At 47.2% G+C, this 16,304-nt stretch carries 16 protein-coding genes and 1 other RNA gene; 9 read left to right on the top strand and 8 right to left on the bottom strand.

The window, feature by feature from the left end:
• Window positions 1–160 precede the first annotated feature (160 nt).
• The 4 genes from BZG78_RS14495 to smpB form a co-directional block, all read right to left on the bottom strand.
• Entirely contained in the window at window positions 161–1,219 is a 1,059-nt protein-coding gene (locus BZG78_RS14495) for an alanine/ornithine racemase family PLP-dependent enzyme (RefSeq protein WP_077661605.1), read from the bottom strand.
• Entirely contained in the window at window positions 1,216–2,454 is a 1,239-nt protein-coding gene (locus tag BZG78_RS14490) for a DUF1611 domain-containing protein (protein WP_077661604.1), read from the bottom strand. The genes BZG78_RS14495 and BZG78_RS14490 overlap by 4 nt, the downstream gene beginning before the upstream one ends.
• 195 nt (window positions 2,455–2,649) lie before the next feature.
• Window positions 2,650–3,016: a transfer-messenger RNA gene (gene ssrA / locus BZG78_RS14485) on the bottom strand.
• A gap of 46 nt (window positions 3,017–3,062) precedes the next feature.
• A complete protein-coding gene (gene smpB, locus BZG78_RS14480) occupies window positions 3,063–3,548 on the bottom strand; it encodes an SsrA-binding protein SmpB (protein WP_021024347.1) in 486 nt (161 codons plus the stop codon).
• A gap of 154 nt (window positions 3,549–3,702) precedes the next feature.
• Between smpB and BZG78_RS14475 the strand changes: the two genes are divergently transcribed.
• Window positions 3,703–4,134, top strand: a complete 432-nt coding sequence (locus BZG78_RS14475; RefSeq protein WP_021024346.1) for an SRPBCC family protein — start codon at window positions 3,703–3,705, stop codon at window positions 4,132–4,134.
• The gene (locus BZG78_RS14470) at window positions 4,127–4,474 is read left to right on the top strand and encodes an RnfH family protein (RefSeq protein WP_021024345.1); all 348 of its coding nucleotides are present in this window, start codon (window positions 4,127–4,129) and stop codon (window positions 4,472–4,474) included. The genes BZG78_RS14475 and BZG78_RS14470 overlap by 8 nt, the downstream gene beginning before the upstream one ends.
• Window positions 4,475–4,572: 98 nt before the next feature.
• Here BZG78_RS14470 and bamE read toward each other — a convergent pair whose 3' ends face one another.
• From bamE to nadK, 3 genes are all read right to left on the bottom strand, one after another.
• Window positions 4,573–4,929, bottom strand: coding sequence for an outer membrane protein assembly factor BamE (gene bamE / locus BZG78_RS14465; protein ID WP_077661603.1), 357 nt, complete (start codon window positions 4,927–4,929; stop codon window positions 4,573–4,575).
• A gap of 242 nt (window positions 4,930–5,171) precedes the next feature.
• On the bottom strand, window positions 5,172–6,839 hold the full coding sequence (recN, locus tag BZG78_RS14460) for a DNA repair protein RecN (RefSeq protein ID WP_077661602.1): 1,668 nt from the start codon (window positions 6,837–6,839) through the stop codon (window positions 5,172–5,174).
• 192 nt (window positions 6,840–7,031) lie between these two features.
• Window positions 7,032–7,913, bottom strand: coding sequence for an NAD(+) kinase (nadK, locus tag BZG78_RS14455; RefSeq protein WP_077661601.1), 882 nt, complete (start codon window positions 7,911–7,913; stop codon window positions 7,032–7,034).
• A 171-nt stretch (window positions 7,914–8,084) separates the two neighbouring features.
• On the opposite strand from nadK, the gene grpE reads away from it, so the two are divergent.
• From grpE to dnaJ, 3 genes are all read left to right on the top strand, one after another.
• On the top strand, window positions 8,085–8,729 hold the full coding sequence (gene grpE, locus BZG78_RS14450) for a nucleotide exchange factor GrpE (RefSeq protein WP_021024341.1): 645 nt from the start codon (window positions 8,085–8,087) through the stop codon (window positions 8,727–8,729).
• 226 nt (window positions 8,730–8,955) lie between these two features.
• Window positions 8,956–10,878 carry a molecular chaperone DnaK gene (gene dnaK, locus BZG78_RS14445; protein ID WP_021024340.1) on the top strand — a complete coding sequence of 641 codons (1,923 nt, stop codon included), beginning with the start codon at window positions 8,956–8,958 and terminating at the stop codon, window positions 10,876–10,878.
• A 119-nt stretch (window positions 10,879–10,997) separates the two neighbouring features.
• Window positions 10,998–12,149: a molecular chaperone DnaJ gene (gene dnaJ, locus BZG78_RS14440; RefSeq protein ID WP_021024339.1), complete on the top strand. Its 1,152-nt coding sequence runs from the start codon at window positions 10,998–11,000 to the stop codon at window positions 12,147–12,149.
• A 49-nt stretch (window positions 12,150–12,198) separates the two neighbouring features.
• On the opposite strand, the gene BZG78_RS14435 is transcribed toward dnaJ, so the two are convergent.
• On the bottom strand, window positions 12,199–12,696 hold the full coding sequence (locus BZG78_RS14435; protein WP_077661606.1) for a type IV pilin protein: 498 nt from the start codon (window positions 12,694–12,696) through the stop codon (window positions 12,199–12,201).
• A gap of 99 nt (window positions 12,697–12,795) precedes the next feature.
• Between BZG78_RS14435 and BZG78_RS14430 the strand changes: the two genes are divergently transcribed.
• The 4 genes from BZG78_RS14430 to BZG78_RS14420 are packed head-to-tail and all read left to right on the top strand — an operon-like array spanning window position 12,796 to window position 15,865.
• Window positions 12,796–13,380 (top strand): prepilin-type N-terminal cleavage/methylation domain-containing protein, encoded by a 585-nt coding sequence (locus BZG78_RS14430; RefSeq protein ID WP_077461839.1) that lies wholly within the window; start codon window positions 12,796–12,798, stop codon window positions 13,378–13,380.
• Window positions 13,367–14,017: a prepilin-type N-terminal cleavage/methylation domain-containing protein gene (locus BZG78_RS14425; RefSeq protein ID WP_077661600.1), complete on the top strand. Its 651-nt coding sequence runs from the start codon at window positions 13,367–13,369 to the stop codon at window positions 14,015–14,017. The genes BZG78_RS14430 and BZG78_RS14425 overlap by 14 nt, the downstream gene beginning before the upstream one ends.
• Window positions 14,014–15,432: a hypothetical protein gene (locus tag BZG78_RS15440; RefSeq protein WP_158011810.1), complete on the top strand. Its 1,419-nt coding sequence runs from the start codon at window positions 14,014–14,016 to the stop codon at window positions 15,430–15,432. Before BZG78_RS14425 ends, BZG78_RS15440 begins: the two co-directional genes overlap by 4 nt.
• A gap of 1 nt (window position 15,433) precedes the next feature.
• Window positions 15,434–15,865, top strand: a complete 432-nt coding sequence (locus BZG78_RS14420; RefSeq protein WP_158011809.1) for a type II secretion system protein — start codon at window positions 15,434–15,436, stop codon at window positions 15,863–15,865.
• Window positions 15,866–16,304 lie beyond the last annotated feature (439 nt).

The raw sequence follows: 16,304 nt of genomic DNA, 5'->3' as shown, positions 1-16,304 counted from the left end.
ATAAATAGGAGGTTTAACAGTGATAGAGGGATATGGCGCGGTTTTTTATGCATATTTTTTAATTTTAAATTTGATTATAACGATTAAATACACAATTATTGGCATAATTAATCATTTTCTTCTGAGGGGCTTATAAGTTGATAGACTGTCGTATGATTGGCTATCGATAAACTTTATCGACAAACTCGGACGTCATGGCTGAAAGAAAAGCACTATAGTCCAACCCAAATGTGACGGTTTCACCGACCGCTAGCATTTTTTCTGGTGTCTCAACCATTAAATGATCACTGCATGATGAAACGATTGTCATGCCGCTGGGAGGATGTAATCCGTCAATACATACATCCTGTCGGCCTAAGGCAAGAATGGCCTGGTTGACCTGACCTCTATTTTGTAGGCTGATGGTTTCACCAAAGGCATTAACGCCTCGTTTTCCCCATGGGTATGAGGGTTTTTGGCTCGACTCTATGACCTCGGCTGTTAATGTGATCGCTGTGGATGATAAGCCCGATATTTGTGGCTGATTTTTTGGGACTAGGCCTAAAAATACTGCTTCGCCAAGCCGTAAATGGTTAATACGGGTTTGGCCTTGATGGGCTAGCACCCAATTGATCGAGCCCGAGTTACCGCCCGAAATGATGTCTAGCTTTATCGAAAACGTCGTCTCGATGTGTTCGGCAAGATCCGATAAAAGCTGCATATTGATATCGTCTGGCTCAACACCGTAGCGGCAGGTTAAATTCGTACCTATGCCTTTGAGTGTAATGTTGGGCAGTTTAATGACATCGTTGATCAGATTAATAAGGTTGTCGGGCATGACACCTTCTCTTAAATCTCCCAGTTCAACCATAATGATGATCTGGTGAATACGATTACATCGCCCAGCGGCGTCAGAGAGTTTTTGGATCACTGCAATTTCAGTATTTAGACTGATATCGCAGTCAATGACGACGCGTTCTATTTGGCTTAGCATCGGGGAACGTATTAATAGAGTGGGTACCGTGACACCTGCCTCTCTCATCCGTTTTATATTATCTACTCTTGAGTCAGCGAGCATCGTTGCGCCGGCATTAATGAGCGTATTGGCTATGATAGGGTGGCCCAAACAGCTTTTGGTCACGGGAGTGACAGTCACGCCTTTTAAAGTCAGTTGTTCAATCAGTCGTTGGGTGTTGAGGGATATTTTAGCGCAATCGAGTTCTATTTTTGGATAGCTCACTGCTTTGCTTCAATTTTATCTTCTAGCAGTGGGAACGCTGAAAGTAGGATCTGTACTAATTGCTCTTTCGGTTGCGATAAGGGATCGGTGACCGGGAGTTTAAGTTCATGTGTATACGCATTGATATAAGATAAAGTCTCTCCCATCGACATCTCCTCGTGGTTGAGAGTGATCCCAATGACATGCGTATTGGCAAATGTTTCGATCAGGTTAATTTCGCTTGCGAGCGTCGGTATCGCCATGTTGGGAAAATCGACACGATACAGGCGTTTCGGTGCATGCTGTAAGATAACTGCGGTCGGGCAACTTCCTCGCAGTATGAATGAGCTCGTGGAAAAGGCTGGATGACTCAGAGCACCTTGGCCTTCCACTAAAATAATATCTGGGTTTTCTTGGGTGTAGGCATCGACGATCACGGCCTCTAATTCGCCAGCACAAAATTGAGAAGGAACAGCATCGAGTGCCACACAATAACGTTCACCCTGAATAATACCGGTTTGTCCGGTGGCGATCATGACGACGTTTAACCCTAGCTTTCTGAGCTCTTGAGCCAATATTGTCGTAGTGGTCCGTTTCCCGAGCGCACAATCTGTTCCCAAAATAGCGACAATGGGACAGGTCACACTATGGACTTGCCCAGTAAATGTTTTTAACGCCTCTTTTTTCTTTGGTTTGCGAATATCCAGTATGTGGACGTTGTTCTTCTTGCTCGCATCAACAAAAATGGCATCGTCATTGAGAAATTCATGTAAACCATTAACGATATTGAGCCGTTTTGACATGGCGTCGAGGATGACATTTTTATCTAAATCAGACAGTAAGCCTGTGGACGGCGCGACACCAAAAATAAAATAATCTGGTCGTGTAGGTTCATGATGTAAAGCCTCTTCGAGGTCGGCGAAAATAGGGATGTTGTTTTTGGTTTTGTCGAGAACGTCGCCCGCGTCTTTGTTTGCAAGGGAGCTGTCTATAACGGAGAGAATACGATATTTTTGAGAGTGTCGGACAAGACCATTGGCAGTTTTCCCATCAATTTTACCAAAATGACCTTCACAATAAACAATTGCCGTCGGGGTTAATGCCCCTTGGCTCTCGATTAACCTCTCTTGGCTCTCGAGTAATGTTTCTTGGTTATCGAATCGAGTCGTTGGTGATGCTAAATCGACGTCTTCGTGCGACGTTTTACCTGCTACTAATCGAGTCGGAGTGTGTGCTGATTTTGGTGATACGGACATTATTGAAGCCTGGTTAGGCTTAGAAGGGCCGCTAAGGATTGCCGAGTCTTTCGCCCGGTAAAGAAAAGAGCTCCTACTAAGCTGTAGGAGAGAACTAAACAGTAGCACAGTTTCTGAGAAGGCAAAGGGTTATTTGTTTAGGGACGAGTTTTTAGGCAATAAAAAAGACGCCCTAAGGCGTCTTTTCCAATCGATTGGTGGAGCTGGCGGGAGTTGAACCCGCGTCCAGAATCAGTCTAACCGATGGCGCTACATGCTTAGTTTGTCTTTAGTCTCGTCAGAGTGCTGCGGACAAACACGCCACACAAAGACATACCCAACTTATGTTTAACGCTTCAGCTCTTGGGTCAAAGCCTCCACGCGATCCTGTTTGGTTTTGACTATCCTGATTCCCCGTCCTACAGGCGAAGGCTAGAGAGGATAGGCACTCAGCAGGTTATTAAGCTGCTAGTGCGTAGTTTTCGTCGTTTGCGACTATTTTTTTGCGGCTTTTTACGAGGCCAACCGCCCCTCGGCATGCTCCACGGGCCTTCTCAATCCTGTCGAATCCTGAATCAGCCCCAGAGTGTTGCGGCAGAGTCTAACACATTGATCTGCCGCGTCAACGATTACCGCGTTGAGTGTTTCATGATCCTGGATTTTTGACGCTGCCAGTCTCTGTCTTTCGCGGTATCACGTTTATCGTGTAATTTTTTACCTTTCGCTAAGCCTATTTTGAGCTTAGCAAATGATTTTTTCCAGTATAAAGACAATGCCACCACGGTGAAACCGTCTCGATTAACCTTACCCAGTAAGGTATCAAGCTCCCGCCGTTTGAGCAAGAGCTTACGGGTGCGTTGTGGATCAGCGACCACATGCGTGGAGGCGACATTCAGCGGGGTGATCGTTGCCCCGAACAAAAAGGCTTCCCCGTCTTTGAGCAACACATAGCTTTCGCTGATATTGGCTTTGCCCGATCGAAGTGCTTTCACTTCCCAACCTTGCAGCTCTAGCCCCGCTTCGAAGTCATCTTCAATAAAGTACTCAAAGCGTGCTTTTTTATTCAGCGCAATGGTGTTGCTATTTGCTTTGTTCTTTGCGTTTTTCTTAGCCATAGTCCGCGCATTATAAAGGCGATGTGTCGAAGAATGAAAGGATTATCGCATGCTGTTAGACAAACCGCATGACTTTCTTAGATATGCTAGCCGCTAACATTGGTGAAAGGCGACCTCAGTGGTATTATCTCGCGGTTAACTTTAAGGAGTCCCTATGCCGCAAATCATCCGCTCGGCTTTAGTGCCGTTCAGTGCTGAGCAAATGTTTGCCTTGGTGAACGATGTTGAAGCGTACCCCGAGTTTTTGCCCGGATGTGTGAGCACTCGATTGATAGAGCACACAGACTCAACCATGGTCGCTTCACTGGACGTGGCCAAAGCGGGCATAAAGAAGACGTTTACAACAAAAAATTACTTAACCGACAATGCGCGTATTGATATGACCTTAGTTGACGGTCCGTTTAAGCGTTTAAGTGGGGGGTGGCAATTTACGCCGTTGTCGAGTGATGCGTGTAAGATAGAGTTAAACCTTGAGTTTGAATTCACTAACCGTCTGGTGGAAGCAGCGTTTGGGCGCATTTTTAGTGAGTTAACCAGCAGTATGGTAAAAGCGTTTACAGAGCGAGCGAAAGCGATTTATGAGTGAAGAGACTCTGGTGCATGTGGAAGTGGTGTATCCGCTACCGAATGAGCAACGCATCTTTAATTGTGTCGTTAAGGCTGATACAAGTGTTGAAGAGATTATCCGCCAGTCGGGTATCTTGAGCGCGTACCCTGACATTGATTTGTCCACCAACAAAGTGGGTATTTTTAGCCGACCGGTGAAGCTTGACGCGCAAGTAAGAGAGGGTGATCGGATTGAGATCTATCGGCCACTCCAAGCTGATCCGAAGGAAATTCGCCGCCGTCGAGCTGAACGAGCGAAGCAAGAGGGCAAGGCCGATCCTGTGACAGGTGGACGGGTTGATACCAAGCGTAAGCGCTAACCGTCGAACACCGATGCTTGGCCTTGCTCAAGCGATAAATAATCACAGTAAAGGCGCCGATATCCGGCGCCTTTTAACGAGCCAATGGCTGTCACTGCTTATTGCACAGCCTCAAAAAACTGGTCGCCCGGCTCATAGTCACCACTCATGCTGACTAATTGATTATTATCATCAAACGAGAGCACTAAATCTTTTTGCGTTGGATCTTGGTGGCCCGGCTGTTGCCACTGTACGAAGTACCAAGTGTTTGGGTAGCCAGACTCAACCAACATCGGTGGGCCGAGAAGGAATTTGACCTGCTCTTTTGTCATGCCAAACTTCAATGAGTCTACGGCCTTTTTTTCAATATAGTTGCCTTGATTGATATCTACACGATAAACCAGTTTTTCGGCATAAGAGCAACCCATAATGGCAATCGCCATTAGAGAGGCAACGGCGGCTTTTTTCCAACCCATAGTTAATATCTTCACTGTCTCGTTGAGGGCAAATCACGTCACTCAGTACGTTTTGCAAGCGGTGCCTGCGGTGCATAGCGCGTCGAGTATAAACAAGCAGAGAATATATGTAAAAAACCTGCCAACGACTAGCGTTTGGAGGGTCATAACGTGAAAAAGTTCGCAATGGGAAAAGAAATAGCCGAGGAAAGTGAACGTTGCACACTTCCCTCGAGCAAGCATGTGATTAATGCCGTGTTTTTTTAAGCGGCAATGAGCAGATCTTCGGCATTTGCTAAAGTACGCTCGGTAATTTCACTGCCACCAAGCAAACGGGCCAGCTCATTAATACGGGCCTGGTAATCGAGTGGGTACATGCGAGTGGTCGTCGTGCCTTGGTCAGTCTCTTTGGCGACAAACATTTGTTGATGACCACAGCCGGCAACTTGTGGCAAATGGGTGACACACATAACTTGGGTCGATTCGCCAAGCTGACGTAATAATTGACCCACAATGGCGGCGGTTGGCCCGCTAATACCGACATCAACCTCGTCAAAGATAAGGCTAGGTGTTTCCACTTTTTGTGCTGTAATCACTTGAATAGCGAGGGAGATCCGCGATAACTCACCACCTGATGCGACCTTTGCGAGTGGTTGTAAAGGCTGGCCGGGATTGGTCGAGACCAAAAATGCGACCGCATCGCCGCCTAGAGGACTTAGGTGGGTCTCTGCTTTATTTTCGACTTGGATTTCAAAACTGCCGTGTTCCATGCTGAGCTGATGCATGCTTTGGGTAATGAGTTTATTGAGCTCTTTGGCATAACGACGACGGCTTTTACTGAGCTTTTCTGCTGTGTCTAAACAGTCTGCGAATTGCTTGTCGACTTCGGCTTGAAGCTGCTCAATGGCCTCATCATTGTGCGCGAGTTTTTCTAGCTCCGTTATCAACTGTTGATGTGTGCTATACAGCACCTCTGGTTGAACATGGTGTTTGCGTGACAAACTCATAATGGTAGCCATGCGTTGATCTAAATATTGTAAACGCTGCGGATCCATGTCGAGTTGATCAAGATAACGGGCGATCTCCTGACTGGTTTCTTGAGTTTGAATTCTAGCTTCTTCGAGCATTTCAGCCAGCGGAGAGAAGTGATTGTCTAGTGTCGCTAATTCATTCAAACGTTGTTGCGCAGCAGTTAGCAGGCCAAGCGTATTGCTTTCTTCGCCATCGCAGAGCAGATCAACCACTGCTTGGCTTGTCATCGCGATATCACCACTGTTGGATAAGCGTTTATGCTCTTCTTCAATTTGCTGATATTCGTCTTCACCAAGCGCAAGTTCATTGAGTTCGCCCACTTGATACTCAAGCAGCTGTTGTTGCGCCTCAATATCGTCCTTTTTCTTTATCAGTGCTTTTAGCTCATTTTTTGTGCGACGCCAACGTTGATAGCGCGTTGCCATTTTATCGATCAACGATTGATGACCCGCATATTGGTCAAGCAACGTAATTTGGTGCTCAGGGCGTAACAGTTGTTGATGTGCATGTTGACCGTGAATGTTGATCAAAAGTTGCCCAAGTGCTTTTTGCTGAGAAGCAGGAACCGGATTGCCATTGATATAAGCGCGTGACCGCCCTTCTTTAGTGATTACGCGTCTTAAAATACAATCGTCACCGTCTTCTAATTCGTTATCTTGTAACCAGCGTCGCGCCGCACTGTTTTGTTCCAAGGTGAAGCTGGTCGATATTTCAGCGCGCTTTTCCCCTGGGCGCACCATATTGGCATCGGCGCGGTCACCTAAGCATAAGCCTAGCGCATCAATAGAAATAGATTTACCTGCCCCGGTCTCACCGGTTATCGCCGTCATGCCTTTACTAAACTCCAACTCCAAGGATTTAACGATGGCAAAGTTTTGAATGGTTATATCGGCTAACATAGGAAAACACCTGTATCTATCAACAACTGTGTATAGATACAGTATATACTGTTTTTTCATCCAGTGAACACTGTTCAGTGAGAATTATTGTGAATGGGATGAGGCGCACAAAAAATGGACAAAAAGTGGCTGGCCTGTTTTGCATACCAACAGGAAGAAGGAAAATAACGTTGATATGAAAAAACAGCCGCGTCAGAACAGCTTTGAAGACCAACCCAGCTTTTTACGTAACGTATTGTAATAATTATAGTCTTTGGGGTGAATGAGTTTGAGTGTGGCGGGGCTTTTGTAAATATGGACTTCATCGCCCGGATTCACTGGCAAAGAAACTTGCCCATCACAACTGACTTCCAGTGTGCCGCGGTTATCGGGAGACACTAATAATTTAATCCGGCGATTACCATCTACCACCAAAGGCCGGCTTGATAGGGTATGGGGGAACATAGGGACTAAAGAAATAGCGTTGAGGCTGGGGGATAAGATGGGGCCGCCACCTGATAAGCTATAGGCTGTTGATCCCGTCGGCGTTGAAATAATGATCCCATCTGAGCGCTGCGAAAAGGCGAAATGCTCGTTAATATAGACCTCAAACTCAATCATGTGAGCCACTTGCCCAGGGTGTAAAACGGCCTCGTTGAGCGAAGCGTTATGGCTTTTAACCTGATCGTGACGATGGATCTCTGTTTCAAGCAAAAAACGGTCTTCTTCCATGTAGTCGCCACCTAAAACGGCGTCTAGGGCATTTTCAAAGGCATCGGGATCCAGGTCAGTCAAAAAGCCTAAATTACCGCGGTTTACACCAATCACTTTTATATCGCTTCGTGACAGTACGCGAGCGGCGCCGAGCATATTACCGTCGCCACCGATAACGATCGCGAGATCAGCGTGCTGACCAATATTAACCAAATCCAGATAGTGCGCGTCGGGTAGCCCCAAATTGGTACTCAAGCGTGTATCAATGCACACCTCGTAACCGCGCTCGGTGAGCCAATGATAAAGGCCGATGTGTGTATTCACTGCGTCTGGGTTGCGAGGTTTACCAATTAAGGCAATGCGCTGGAATGGTGTCGACATAATCAGGATCCCATTGTTATTTGTGCCCAGTATAACGCGGTAAAAAAAGGATTGTCGTGATTTGCGTTATGTGGGCGGTTGAATCATAAAGATTCATCCCCATAATACTTCCACAATCAAGTTAAACAGTCCCAGTGCGCGCTGGGCAATGCCATTTGTGTCGGAGTGATCATGAGCGAAGAACAGAAAGTTAAGCAAGAGCAAGAAGCGATGAAAGATGCGCAAGCTGCTGAAGGCAAAGATGCAGAGCAGACGGTTGAGCAACAGGCAAGCGGTAGTGCAGACATTGAGCAAGAGGAAACCGAAGCCATGATTGCACGCATTACAGAGTTAGAAGCAGCACTTGAAGCCAGTGAAGCCAAAGTGCAAGAGCAACAAGACAGTGTGCTTCGTGCCCGTGCTGACGTAGACAATATGCGTCGTCGATCAGAGCAAGAAGTAGAGAAAGCGCGAAAGTTTGCACTGGAGAAGTTTGCCAGTGAGTTGCTGCCAGTTATCGACAACCTTGAGCGTGCTGTCGAGATGGCGGATAAGGAAGATGAATCGATCAAGCCCATGGTTGAAGGGGTAGAGCTGACGCTAAAAACCATGATGGATACCATTGATAAGTTTGGTTTGAAAGCGATTGACCCACAAGGCCAACCTTTTAATCCTGAGCTTCACCAAGCGATGACGATCCAAGAAAGCACTGAGCATGAGCCAAACACCGTAATGATGGTGATGCAAAAAGGCTATGAGTTAAATGGTCGCGTGGTACGTCCAGCGATGGTGATGGTATCGAAAGCCGCACAAGGCAACGTCGACGAAAAAGCGTGATTTTAATAAGGGCATAGCATCAATAGTTAATTTGTTACTCCGCTTGTGATACGTGAGTGACGAACACGGATTTTTTTGCTGCTAGCCCTTGAAAAGTGTCGTGCTGCCCTTATTTAAACGGCAGCAACAAATAAAAATTTGCGGTGAGGGGGTTGAACCTCTCACAGTTACCCCCACATAAAGGGTAACGAACTACAGCCACAGAACGAATTTCGGAGAGCACCAGATGGGTAAAATCATTGGTATTGACTTGGGTACAACCAACTCATGTGTCGCCGTACTAGACGGTGAAAAAACGCGCGTAATTGAAAACGCAGAAGGTGATCGTACAACGCCATCCGTTATCGCTTACACACAAGATGGTGAAACACTTGTCGGCCAGCCTGCGAAGCGCCAGGCAGTGACAAACCCAGAAAACACCCTATACGCGATTAAGCGTCTGATCGGTCGCCGCTTCGAAGATGAAGAAGTACAGCGTGACATCAGTATCATGCCTTTCAAAATTGTGAAGGCAGATAACGGTGATGCTTGGGTTGAAGCGAAAGGCCAAAAAATGGCCGCGCCACAAGTGTCAGCTGAAGTGTTGAAGAAAATGAAGAAAACCGCTGAAGACTTCCTCGGCGAAGAAGTGACTGGCGCGGTAATCACTGTTCCTGCTTACTTTAATGACTCTCAGCGTCAAGCGACTAAGGATGCTGGTCGTATTGCGGGACTAGAAGTTAAACGTATTATCAACGAGCCTACAGCGGCAGCATTGGCTTATGGCCTTGATAAGAAAGGTGGCGATCGCACTATCGCGGTTTATGACCTGGGTGGTGGTACGTTCGATATCTCTATCATCGAAATTGATGAAGTCGATGGTGAGCAAACCTTCGAAGTACTGGCAACCAACGGTGACACCCACTTGGGTGGTGAAGACTTCGATAACCGTTTGATCACCTACTTGGTCGACGAATTTAAGAAAGAGCAAGGCATCGATCTGCGTCAAGACCCGCTCGCGATGCAGCGTGTCAAAGAAGCGGCTGAGAAAGCGAAGATTGAACTGTCTTCTGCGCAGCAAACAGACGTGAACTTGCCTTATGTGACTGCGGACGCAACCGGTCCTAAGCACATGAACATCAAGATTACTCGTGCCAAGCTGGAATCACTGGTTGAAGATCTGGTTCAACGTTCACTCGAACCAATGAAAGTGGCCCTGGCTGACGCCGAGCTGTCTGTTGATGAAATCACGGATGTTATCTTGGTCGGTGGTCAAACCCGCATGCCGATGGTTCAGTCAAAAGTTGCAGAGTACTTCGGTAAGGATGCACGTAAGGACGTGAACCCGGATGAAGCGGTTGCAATGGGTGCGGCTGCACAGGGTGGTGTACTGTCTGGCGATGTTAAAGACGTACTACTGCTTGACGTTACGCCACTATCGCTAGGTATCGAAACCATGGGCGGTGTGATGACCAAGCTGATTGAGAAAAACACGACGATTCCAACTAAGGCGAATCAAGTGTTCTCAACCGCTGAAGACAACCAAAGCGCGGTAACGATTCATGTGATCCAAGGTGAGCGTAAGCAAGCCATGCACAACAAATCACTGGGTCAGTTTAACCTAGAAGGTATTCAGCCAGCGCCACGTGGCACACCACAAATTGAAGTGACTTTCGACTTGAACGCGGATGGTATCTTGAACGTGTCTGCGGCTGATAAGCAAACCGGTCAAGAGCAGAAGATCACCATCCAAGCGTCTGGTGGCCTAAGCGATGAAGACGTTGAGAAAATGGTACAAGAAGCAGAAGCTAACAAAGAAGCGGACAAAAAGTTCGAAGAGTTAGTCACTGCCCGTAACCAAGCTGATCAGCTCATTCATGGTACACGCAAGCAAATGGACGAAGCGGGTGACAAATTGCCTGCTGAAGACAAAGAGAAGATCGAAACAGCTATCTCTGAGCTGGAAACCGCACGCAACGGTGAAGATAAAGAAGACATCGATGCGAAGGTTCAAGCACTGGTTGCGGCTTCATCAAAACTGATGGAAATTGCCCAGCAGCAAGCTCAAAATGAGCAGGCGCAGCAAGACGCCGGTGCCGATTCAGCAAAACAAGACGACGACGTTGTTGATGCTGAGTTCGAAGAAGTTAAAGACGACGACAAGAAATAAGCGAAAGCACTGTCGTTAATAAGCACGGGCGTAGGGGAGCGATCTCCTTCGCCCGTCGTTTTATCAAACAGTGATTTGAACGTCTTTGTTTTGTTGACGTAAACAGGTGCAGTCAGACCATGTCTAAAAGAGATTTATATGAAGTGCTCGGCTTAAGCCGCGATGCAAGCGAGCGCGATATTAAAAAGGCCTATAAGCGGCTGGCGATGAAGTATCACCCAGACCGCAATAAAGGCGATGATGCCGACGAAAAATTTAAAGAAGTGAAGTTGGCATACGAAATACTGACCGATCCGCAAAAACGTGCAGCCTACGACCAATATGGTCATGCAGCCTTTGAACAAGGTGGCATGGGAGGCGGCGGCTTCGGCGGTGGCGGCTTTGGCGGCGGTGGTGCTGACTTTAGCGATATTTTTGGTGACGTATTCGGCGATATATTCGGCGGAGGTCGTCGCGGTGGTCAGCAACGCGCACAACGTGGTGCCGATTTACGCTACAACATGGAGCTAACGCTTGAAGAAGCGGTCCGTGGCGTCAGCAAAGAGATCGAAGTGCCCACCTATGTCGGCTGTTCGACGTGTGATGGTAGTGGTGCGAAACCGGGGACTAAGAAGCAAACCTGTGGGACCTGTAACGGTATTGGCCAAGTACAAATGCGCCAAGGTTTCTTTGCGGTTCAGCAGGCCTGCCCAACGTGTCACGGCAGCGGTACCATTATCAAAGACCCTTGTAATAGCTGCCACGGTCAAGGTCGCGTCAAAGAGACCAAGCACTTGAATGTGAAAATCCCAGCAGGGGTTGATACAGGCGATCGTATTCGCTTATCAAGTGAAGGTGAAGCGGGAGAAAATGGTGCGCCAGCGGGCGACTTATACGTTCAAGTACACGTTCGTGAACACCACATTTTCACCCGAGATGGCAACAACTTGTATTGTGAAGTACCGGTGAGTTTCACCATGGCCGCGCTAGGTGGCGAGGTTGAAGTGCCTACCCTTGATGGCCGTGTAAGCTTAAAAGTGCCAGCAGAAACGCAAACAGGACGCATGTTCCGTATGCGCGGTAAAGGGGTGCAGTCTGTTCGTGGCGGCGGTATGGGTGACCTGATCTGTAAGATGGTTGTCGAAACGCCAGTGAACTTAAGCAGCCGTCAAAAAGAGCTTCTACAAGAGCTAGAAGAGTCTTTTAGTGGCACTGAAGCGAAAAAACACAAGCCAAAATCAGAGGGCTTCTTTGACGGTGTCAAAAAGTTTTTTGATGATTTAACTGGATAAGCAACTGGGCCTCGTGCATACGGGATAGCCAGTATTGAATCTTCAGTCATCATAGAAAGGCCAGCTCTGTGCTGGCTTTTTTTATGCCTGACGAAAACGTATTTGTTGATCGAACATGCGGTAAAGGACAAGATGCATTTGATGAGGTCGACGTTATCAGTCCGTTCGCATGGAGCACCAAGGTAGCACATGCGTCATCGATTTGAGGGTAACTTGTTCGAGGGTGAGCAAGGATCTTATAGGCTGCCTTCCCACCTTGGATTTCGAACCGATAATCCGGTGAGAGCTGACAATCCGCACATAGCGCCTCTTCTAACTTAGCGACATCTGATACCGACGGATATTGCTCAGCCATCGTAAATTGCTGCTCTACCCACGCTTGTAACTGAATTAAATGTCGAGTCGCCGCTTGCCGCGTCTGTCGTTGTTGGTGCTCGGCATAGCTGGGGATGGCAATCCCTACAAGTGTTGCGATGATGGCCAGTACAAGCATCATTTCGATCAGTGTCACGCCATGTTGTAAATAGCGACAAAAATATAAACGCATTTCTACGTGCCCCTCGAAGACTCAATCACCAAACGCATACAGAGCTTATGAGAGTGGTAGTCTGCGCTCAATCGGCAGGCGGCGATCTTGGGAGGCAGTATGCGTTTTCACCGTACCCAATTCACGCCAAGTAGGCTACAGCAACATGGCGTAACATTGATTGAATTATTGATTGTATTGAGTGTGTTAGCGGTTATTTGTGCCATCGCATTTCCTAGCTTTACCTATTCACGCCAAGTGGCCGTGATGGCCAGTCGCAGTGCAGAACTGGCAAGCTTATTCCAACTGACTCAAAGTCGTGCGATCAATCAGAGCCAAGCATATCGTCTTATTTTGCATCAAGACGAAAATACGCAATGCATTATTGCTCAACCGGTCAACGAAAAAGCGAACAGTGTGAGTAGAACGGGCGCGATGGCTAAAATATCGTGTCAACAAACCGCATCAGCTATGGTCAGGCTACCTAAAGCAATTCAATTAAAAAAGAAAGTGAGTGAGGAGTGGGTGTTATTGCCTGACGGGGATCTATTTACTATCGATTTTCGCACACAGCGACCCAGTCATAATCTCACACTTGGTCTAAGCCACGATCTTGCCAGCACACCGGATTACATTGTCACCGTTCGCCAGTACCTTGGCTTTGATGTTTGTCCGTGGCGGGAGGTAGCCAGTGCGTGCAGCTAACTGTAAAGGCCATTCATTGGTTGAACTCTTAGTGGGGCTGACGGTGAGTATGATAGTCACCATCGCGGCACTGGCGGTGATGACAACAGCGACGGCGACACAAACGCGTCTGGATAATAAAACGTTTTTGTCTTTAGAAATGAGTCGCCTTCTTTCCTTTATGGAGGCGGATATTCGCCGTGCAGCCCTCTGTTATCAATGCGGCAGGACTTCCCCTTACGTGTTTAAAAGCGGAGATGAGGCGCACATTGTGTTAATTGATGACGTGCCTGAGCAATCTAGCGGGCAATGTTTGCGATTTGCGTACCAACAAGGGCGTACTCACTCCACGCAAACTATTGATAAAGACGATGCCAAAGGATTTCGTTTCGATGCAGAATCACAGGCGATAGAGGCTTATGAAAATCACCAAGACACCAAAAATTGGTCATGTGAGTCAGGGTACTGGCGAGATATTTCATCCCGAGCATTGAAGGTCACGCATTTAGCCTTTTCTCGTGATGAGACGCGGACGGAGACAGGGCGACGTATTACCGCGTTAACTATCGAACTCTCCGCCTCATTAAAACGTCAACCTAGCGAAAGTGAACAAGTGTCGAGAACCTTGGTTTTAGCTAATACGGTTGTTTCACCATGAAATACATCAGAAAACATAAGTACGACCAAGGTATAGCAACGCTTGCGGTGGTTGCGAGTGTTGCACTGATTGCACTTCTCATTGTGTTAGGAGTCAGTCGACGTGCGGTTAATGATATCCAACAGACGCAAGCGAGAGTCAAAACCGAACAATCACTTTCCAAAGCTTGGGCCGCTCTCGACTGTGCGGTGGCTAAAATTCAACATGATGGCATTGAGTTATCCAACAATGATATCGCCCAAGCACTAGAACAACTTTCTCCCTGTCAAAACGTCGCGCAAAGTCAATTATGGTTGGCACCATGGCAAAACAGTGAGCGCGGAATGTGGCATCTTTACGCGACTCATGCACAGCAACAAGTTGGGGTGACTCTGGCAAAAGCCACCGGCGCGCGAAGAAGTTCGTTTGTCACTTCTGGATCGGCCGCGTTTTACGGTGGCAATACATGGCGACCGGTAAAAGGAAAAAAGCGAGAGGATGGTTTATATGAATGCCATTCAATTATGGCGGGGGGCGATGTCATGATTCGTCCGCGCACGCTCGGTGAGAATCAGTCAAAGAGTTCAGAGAGCTCAAAGAATGAAGAGGAAAAAAGTCAAAACAGATTTACCGTTCGCTTAGATGGTAGCGATGAGTGCGCCCCCGAATATAAAACGGAGGTTAGCGACTACACAGTGGCAGATAGTCGCGATGAAACCGGCGCGCGACTAAAAAAAGATGTGCAAACCAACGTTGAGAATATGGACTTGTTCAACGATTACTTTGGTGTCCCTCGCGCGCAGTGGGAAACAGTCAGAGAGCAATTTGAGCGACAAGGCGGCACAGTTTTTAGTACCTATGGCGATCCCTCTGAGTGTTATGAGCCATTGTTGAATGCGATTTTAAGCAGTTCATCATCAGAGAGCGCGAATATTAAAGTATGGGTGGAGGGGCCTTGCGATTTGAGTCGGGAGCAAAATGCGGCGTTAAAAAGCGATGTACCTATTCTCCTGGTTGTTCAAGACGGTATTCTGGCATTACGAGGCGGCATGGATACATTTAACGGTGTGATTTATCAATTCAACCCAACACTTACCGCTTATGGGTTTGCTAATCAATGGGGAATGCACACCTCCGAATCTGGCGGGATGTCTTGCTCTCACGACGATAGTAATATCCAAGAACTTTGCGAAATGATCACATCAACAGTCACCAATCCTGATAAAGCAAGCCGTGTCCCTTTTTGGTTTCACGGTAGTTTCATCACCAAAGGCGCATTTATTACTGATGTGCCGGATGGCCATTCTGTGGTGTATGGTTCATTTCAACCAACCTATAATGATGAAACGGTACAGCAGAGTTTTAAAGGTCTTAAGCAGTGGCGTCCAGTCGGTAATAGCTATCATGACATCAAACCGCCTTATGAGGAGGGGTAGCATGTTGCGAGCGCGAGGCTTTTCCTTTATCGAAATATTGATTGCGTTAGTGTTAGTAGCGGTTACGGGCGCAGGTATTTATACACTCACTGTCGATATTCAAGCTAAGCAACACAATGCGCGCTTGGCAGAAGGGGCTATGCATGTTGCTAGTAACCAACTTGCGCATTGGCGTTTAATGAACACGGATACGCCCTGCAGTGCAAGCCATACTGTAGTCATGAAGTTGAGCCGTTTAGCAAGATGCTTGATAGATACTGAAGATACTGGTTACCAACTGGCAGTGACTGAGATTAAAAATGTGCTCACCGATGATGGCGGTGTTTATGCGAAAACACTCGTATTAGAAGTTCGCTGGCAAGATAACCGAAATAAGGCACAGACGCTGAGATTTTACTTCACAGGGTCAACGCTTCGACACCAAGGTATGTAATAAGCGTCTATGAGCGCCGCAAACGAGTGAGTTATCACCCGTTTGGTTGGTTTTTAATCGCTTGTGCTGTTTTTATCAAAAACCCCTTGCGCCAAAAAATTACCTCTCTATAATGCGCTCTCGTTGGCACGGCAAGCCGAGCTAACAACGGCAATACAGACAAGCAAAACAAAATGCTTGACTCAATGCCAAAGTGGCGTATTATGCCACTCCCGCTCAACGATGAGCGGCGCTCTTTAAAAATTTGACCTATGCAATCTGTGTGGGCACTCGTTGAGAATAGACAAAAAGATTTATTCGATGAACTGAGTGACCAATACGATATAACTTTTAGTTATTCGGCACAGTCAATTCGTTTGTCTCGCAAGAGACGAACAAAACAGTATTTATCGAGCCGTTTGTCTTTTCTTTGGAAAAGCAAACACCAAAACTTTAATTG

Source organism: Salinivibrio sp. MA351 (assembly GCF_001996065.1).
In the GTDB taxonomy this organism is placed as follows: Bacteria; Pseudomonadota; Gammaproteobacteria; order Enterobacterales; family Vibrionaceae; genus Salinivibrio; species Salinivibrio costicola.
This window is presented reverse-complemented; position numbering and strand designations above follow the sequence as displayed.

What these genes read in the sequence shown, in the direction of transcription:
- BZG78_RS14490 (WP_077661604.1), bottom strand. Translation starts at nt 2,454, where the DNA reads ATGTCCGTATCACCAAAATCAGCACACACTCCGACTCGATTAGTAGCA.
- dnaK (WP_021024340.1), top strand. Translation starts at nt 8,956, where the DNA reads ATGGGTAAAATCATTGGTATTGACTTGGGTACAACCAACTCATGTGTC.
- BZG78_RS14435 (WP_077661606.1), bottom strand. Translation starts at nt 12,696, where the DNA reads ATGCGTTTATATTTTTGTCGCTATTTACAACATGGCGTGACACTGATC.
- BZG78_RS14420 (WP_158011809.1), top strand. Translation starts at nt 15,434, where the DNA reads ATGTTGCGAGCGCGAGGCTTTTCCTTTATCGAAATATTGATTGCGTTA.
- BZG78_RS14475 (WP_021024346.1), top strand. Translation starts at nt 3,703, where the DNA reads ATGCCGCAAATCATCCGCTCGGCTTTAGTGCCGTTCAGTGCTGAGCAA.
- bamE (WP_077661603.1), bottom strand. Translation starts at nt 4,929, where the DNA reads ATGGGTTGGAAAAAAGCCGCCGTTGCCTCTCTAATGGCGATTGCCATT.
- recN (WP_077661602.1), bottom strand. Translation starts at nt 6,839, where the DNA reads ATGTTAGCCGATATAACCATTCAAAACTTTGCCATCGTTAAATCCTTG.
- grpE (WP_021024341.1), top strand. Translation starts at nt 8,085, where the DNA reads ATGAGCGAAGAACAGAAAGTTAAGCAAGAGCAAGAAGCGATGAAAGAT.
- nadK (WP_077661601.1), bottom strand. Translation starts at nt 7,913, where the DNA reads ATGTCGACACCATTCCAGCGCATTGCCTTAATTGGTAAACCTCGCAAC.
- BZG78_RS14430 (WP_077461839.1), top strand. Translation starts at nt 12,796, where the DNA reads ATGCGTTTTCACCGTACCCAATTCACGCCAAGTAGGCTACAGCAACAT.
- smpB (WP_021024347.1), bottom strand. Translation starts at nt 3,548, where the DNA reads ATGGCTAAGAAAAACGCAAAGAACAAAGCAAATAGCAACACCATTGCG.
- BZG78_RS15440 (WP_158011810.1), top strand. Translation starts at nt 14,014, where the DNA reads ATGAAATACATCAGAAAACATAAGTACGACCAAGGTATAGCAACGCTT.
- BZG78_RS14470 (WP_021024345.1), top strand. Translation starts at nt 4,127, where the DNA reads ATGAGTGAAGAGACTCTGGTGCATGTGGAAGTGGTGTATCCGCTACCG.
- dnaJ (WP_021024339.1), top strand. Translation starts at nt 10,998, where the DNA reads ATGTCTAAAAGAGATTTATATGAAGTGCTCGGCTTAAGCCGCGATGCA.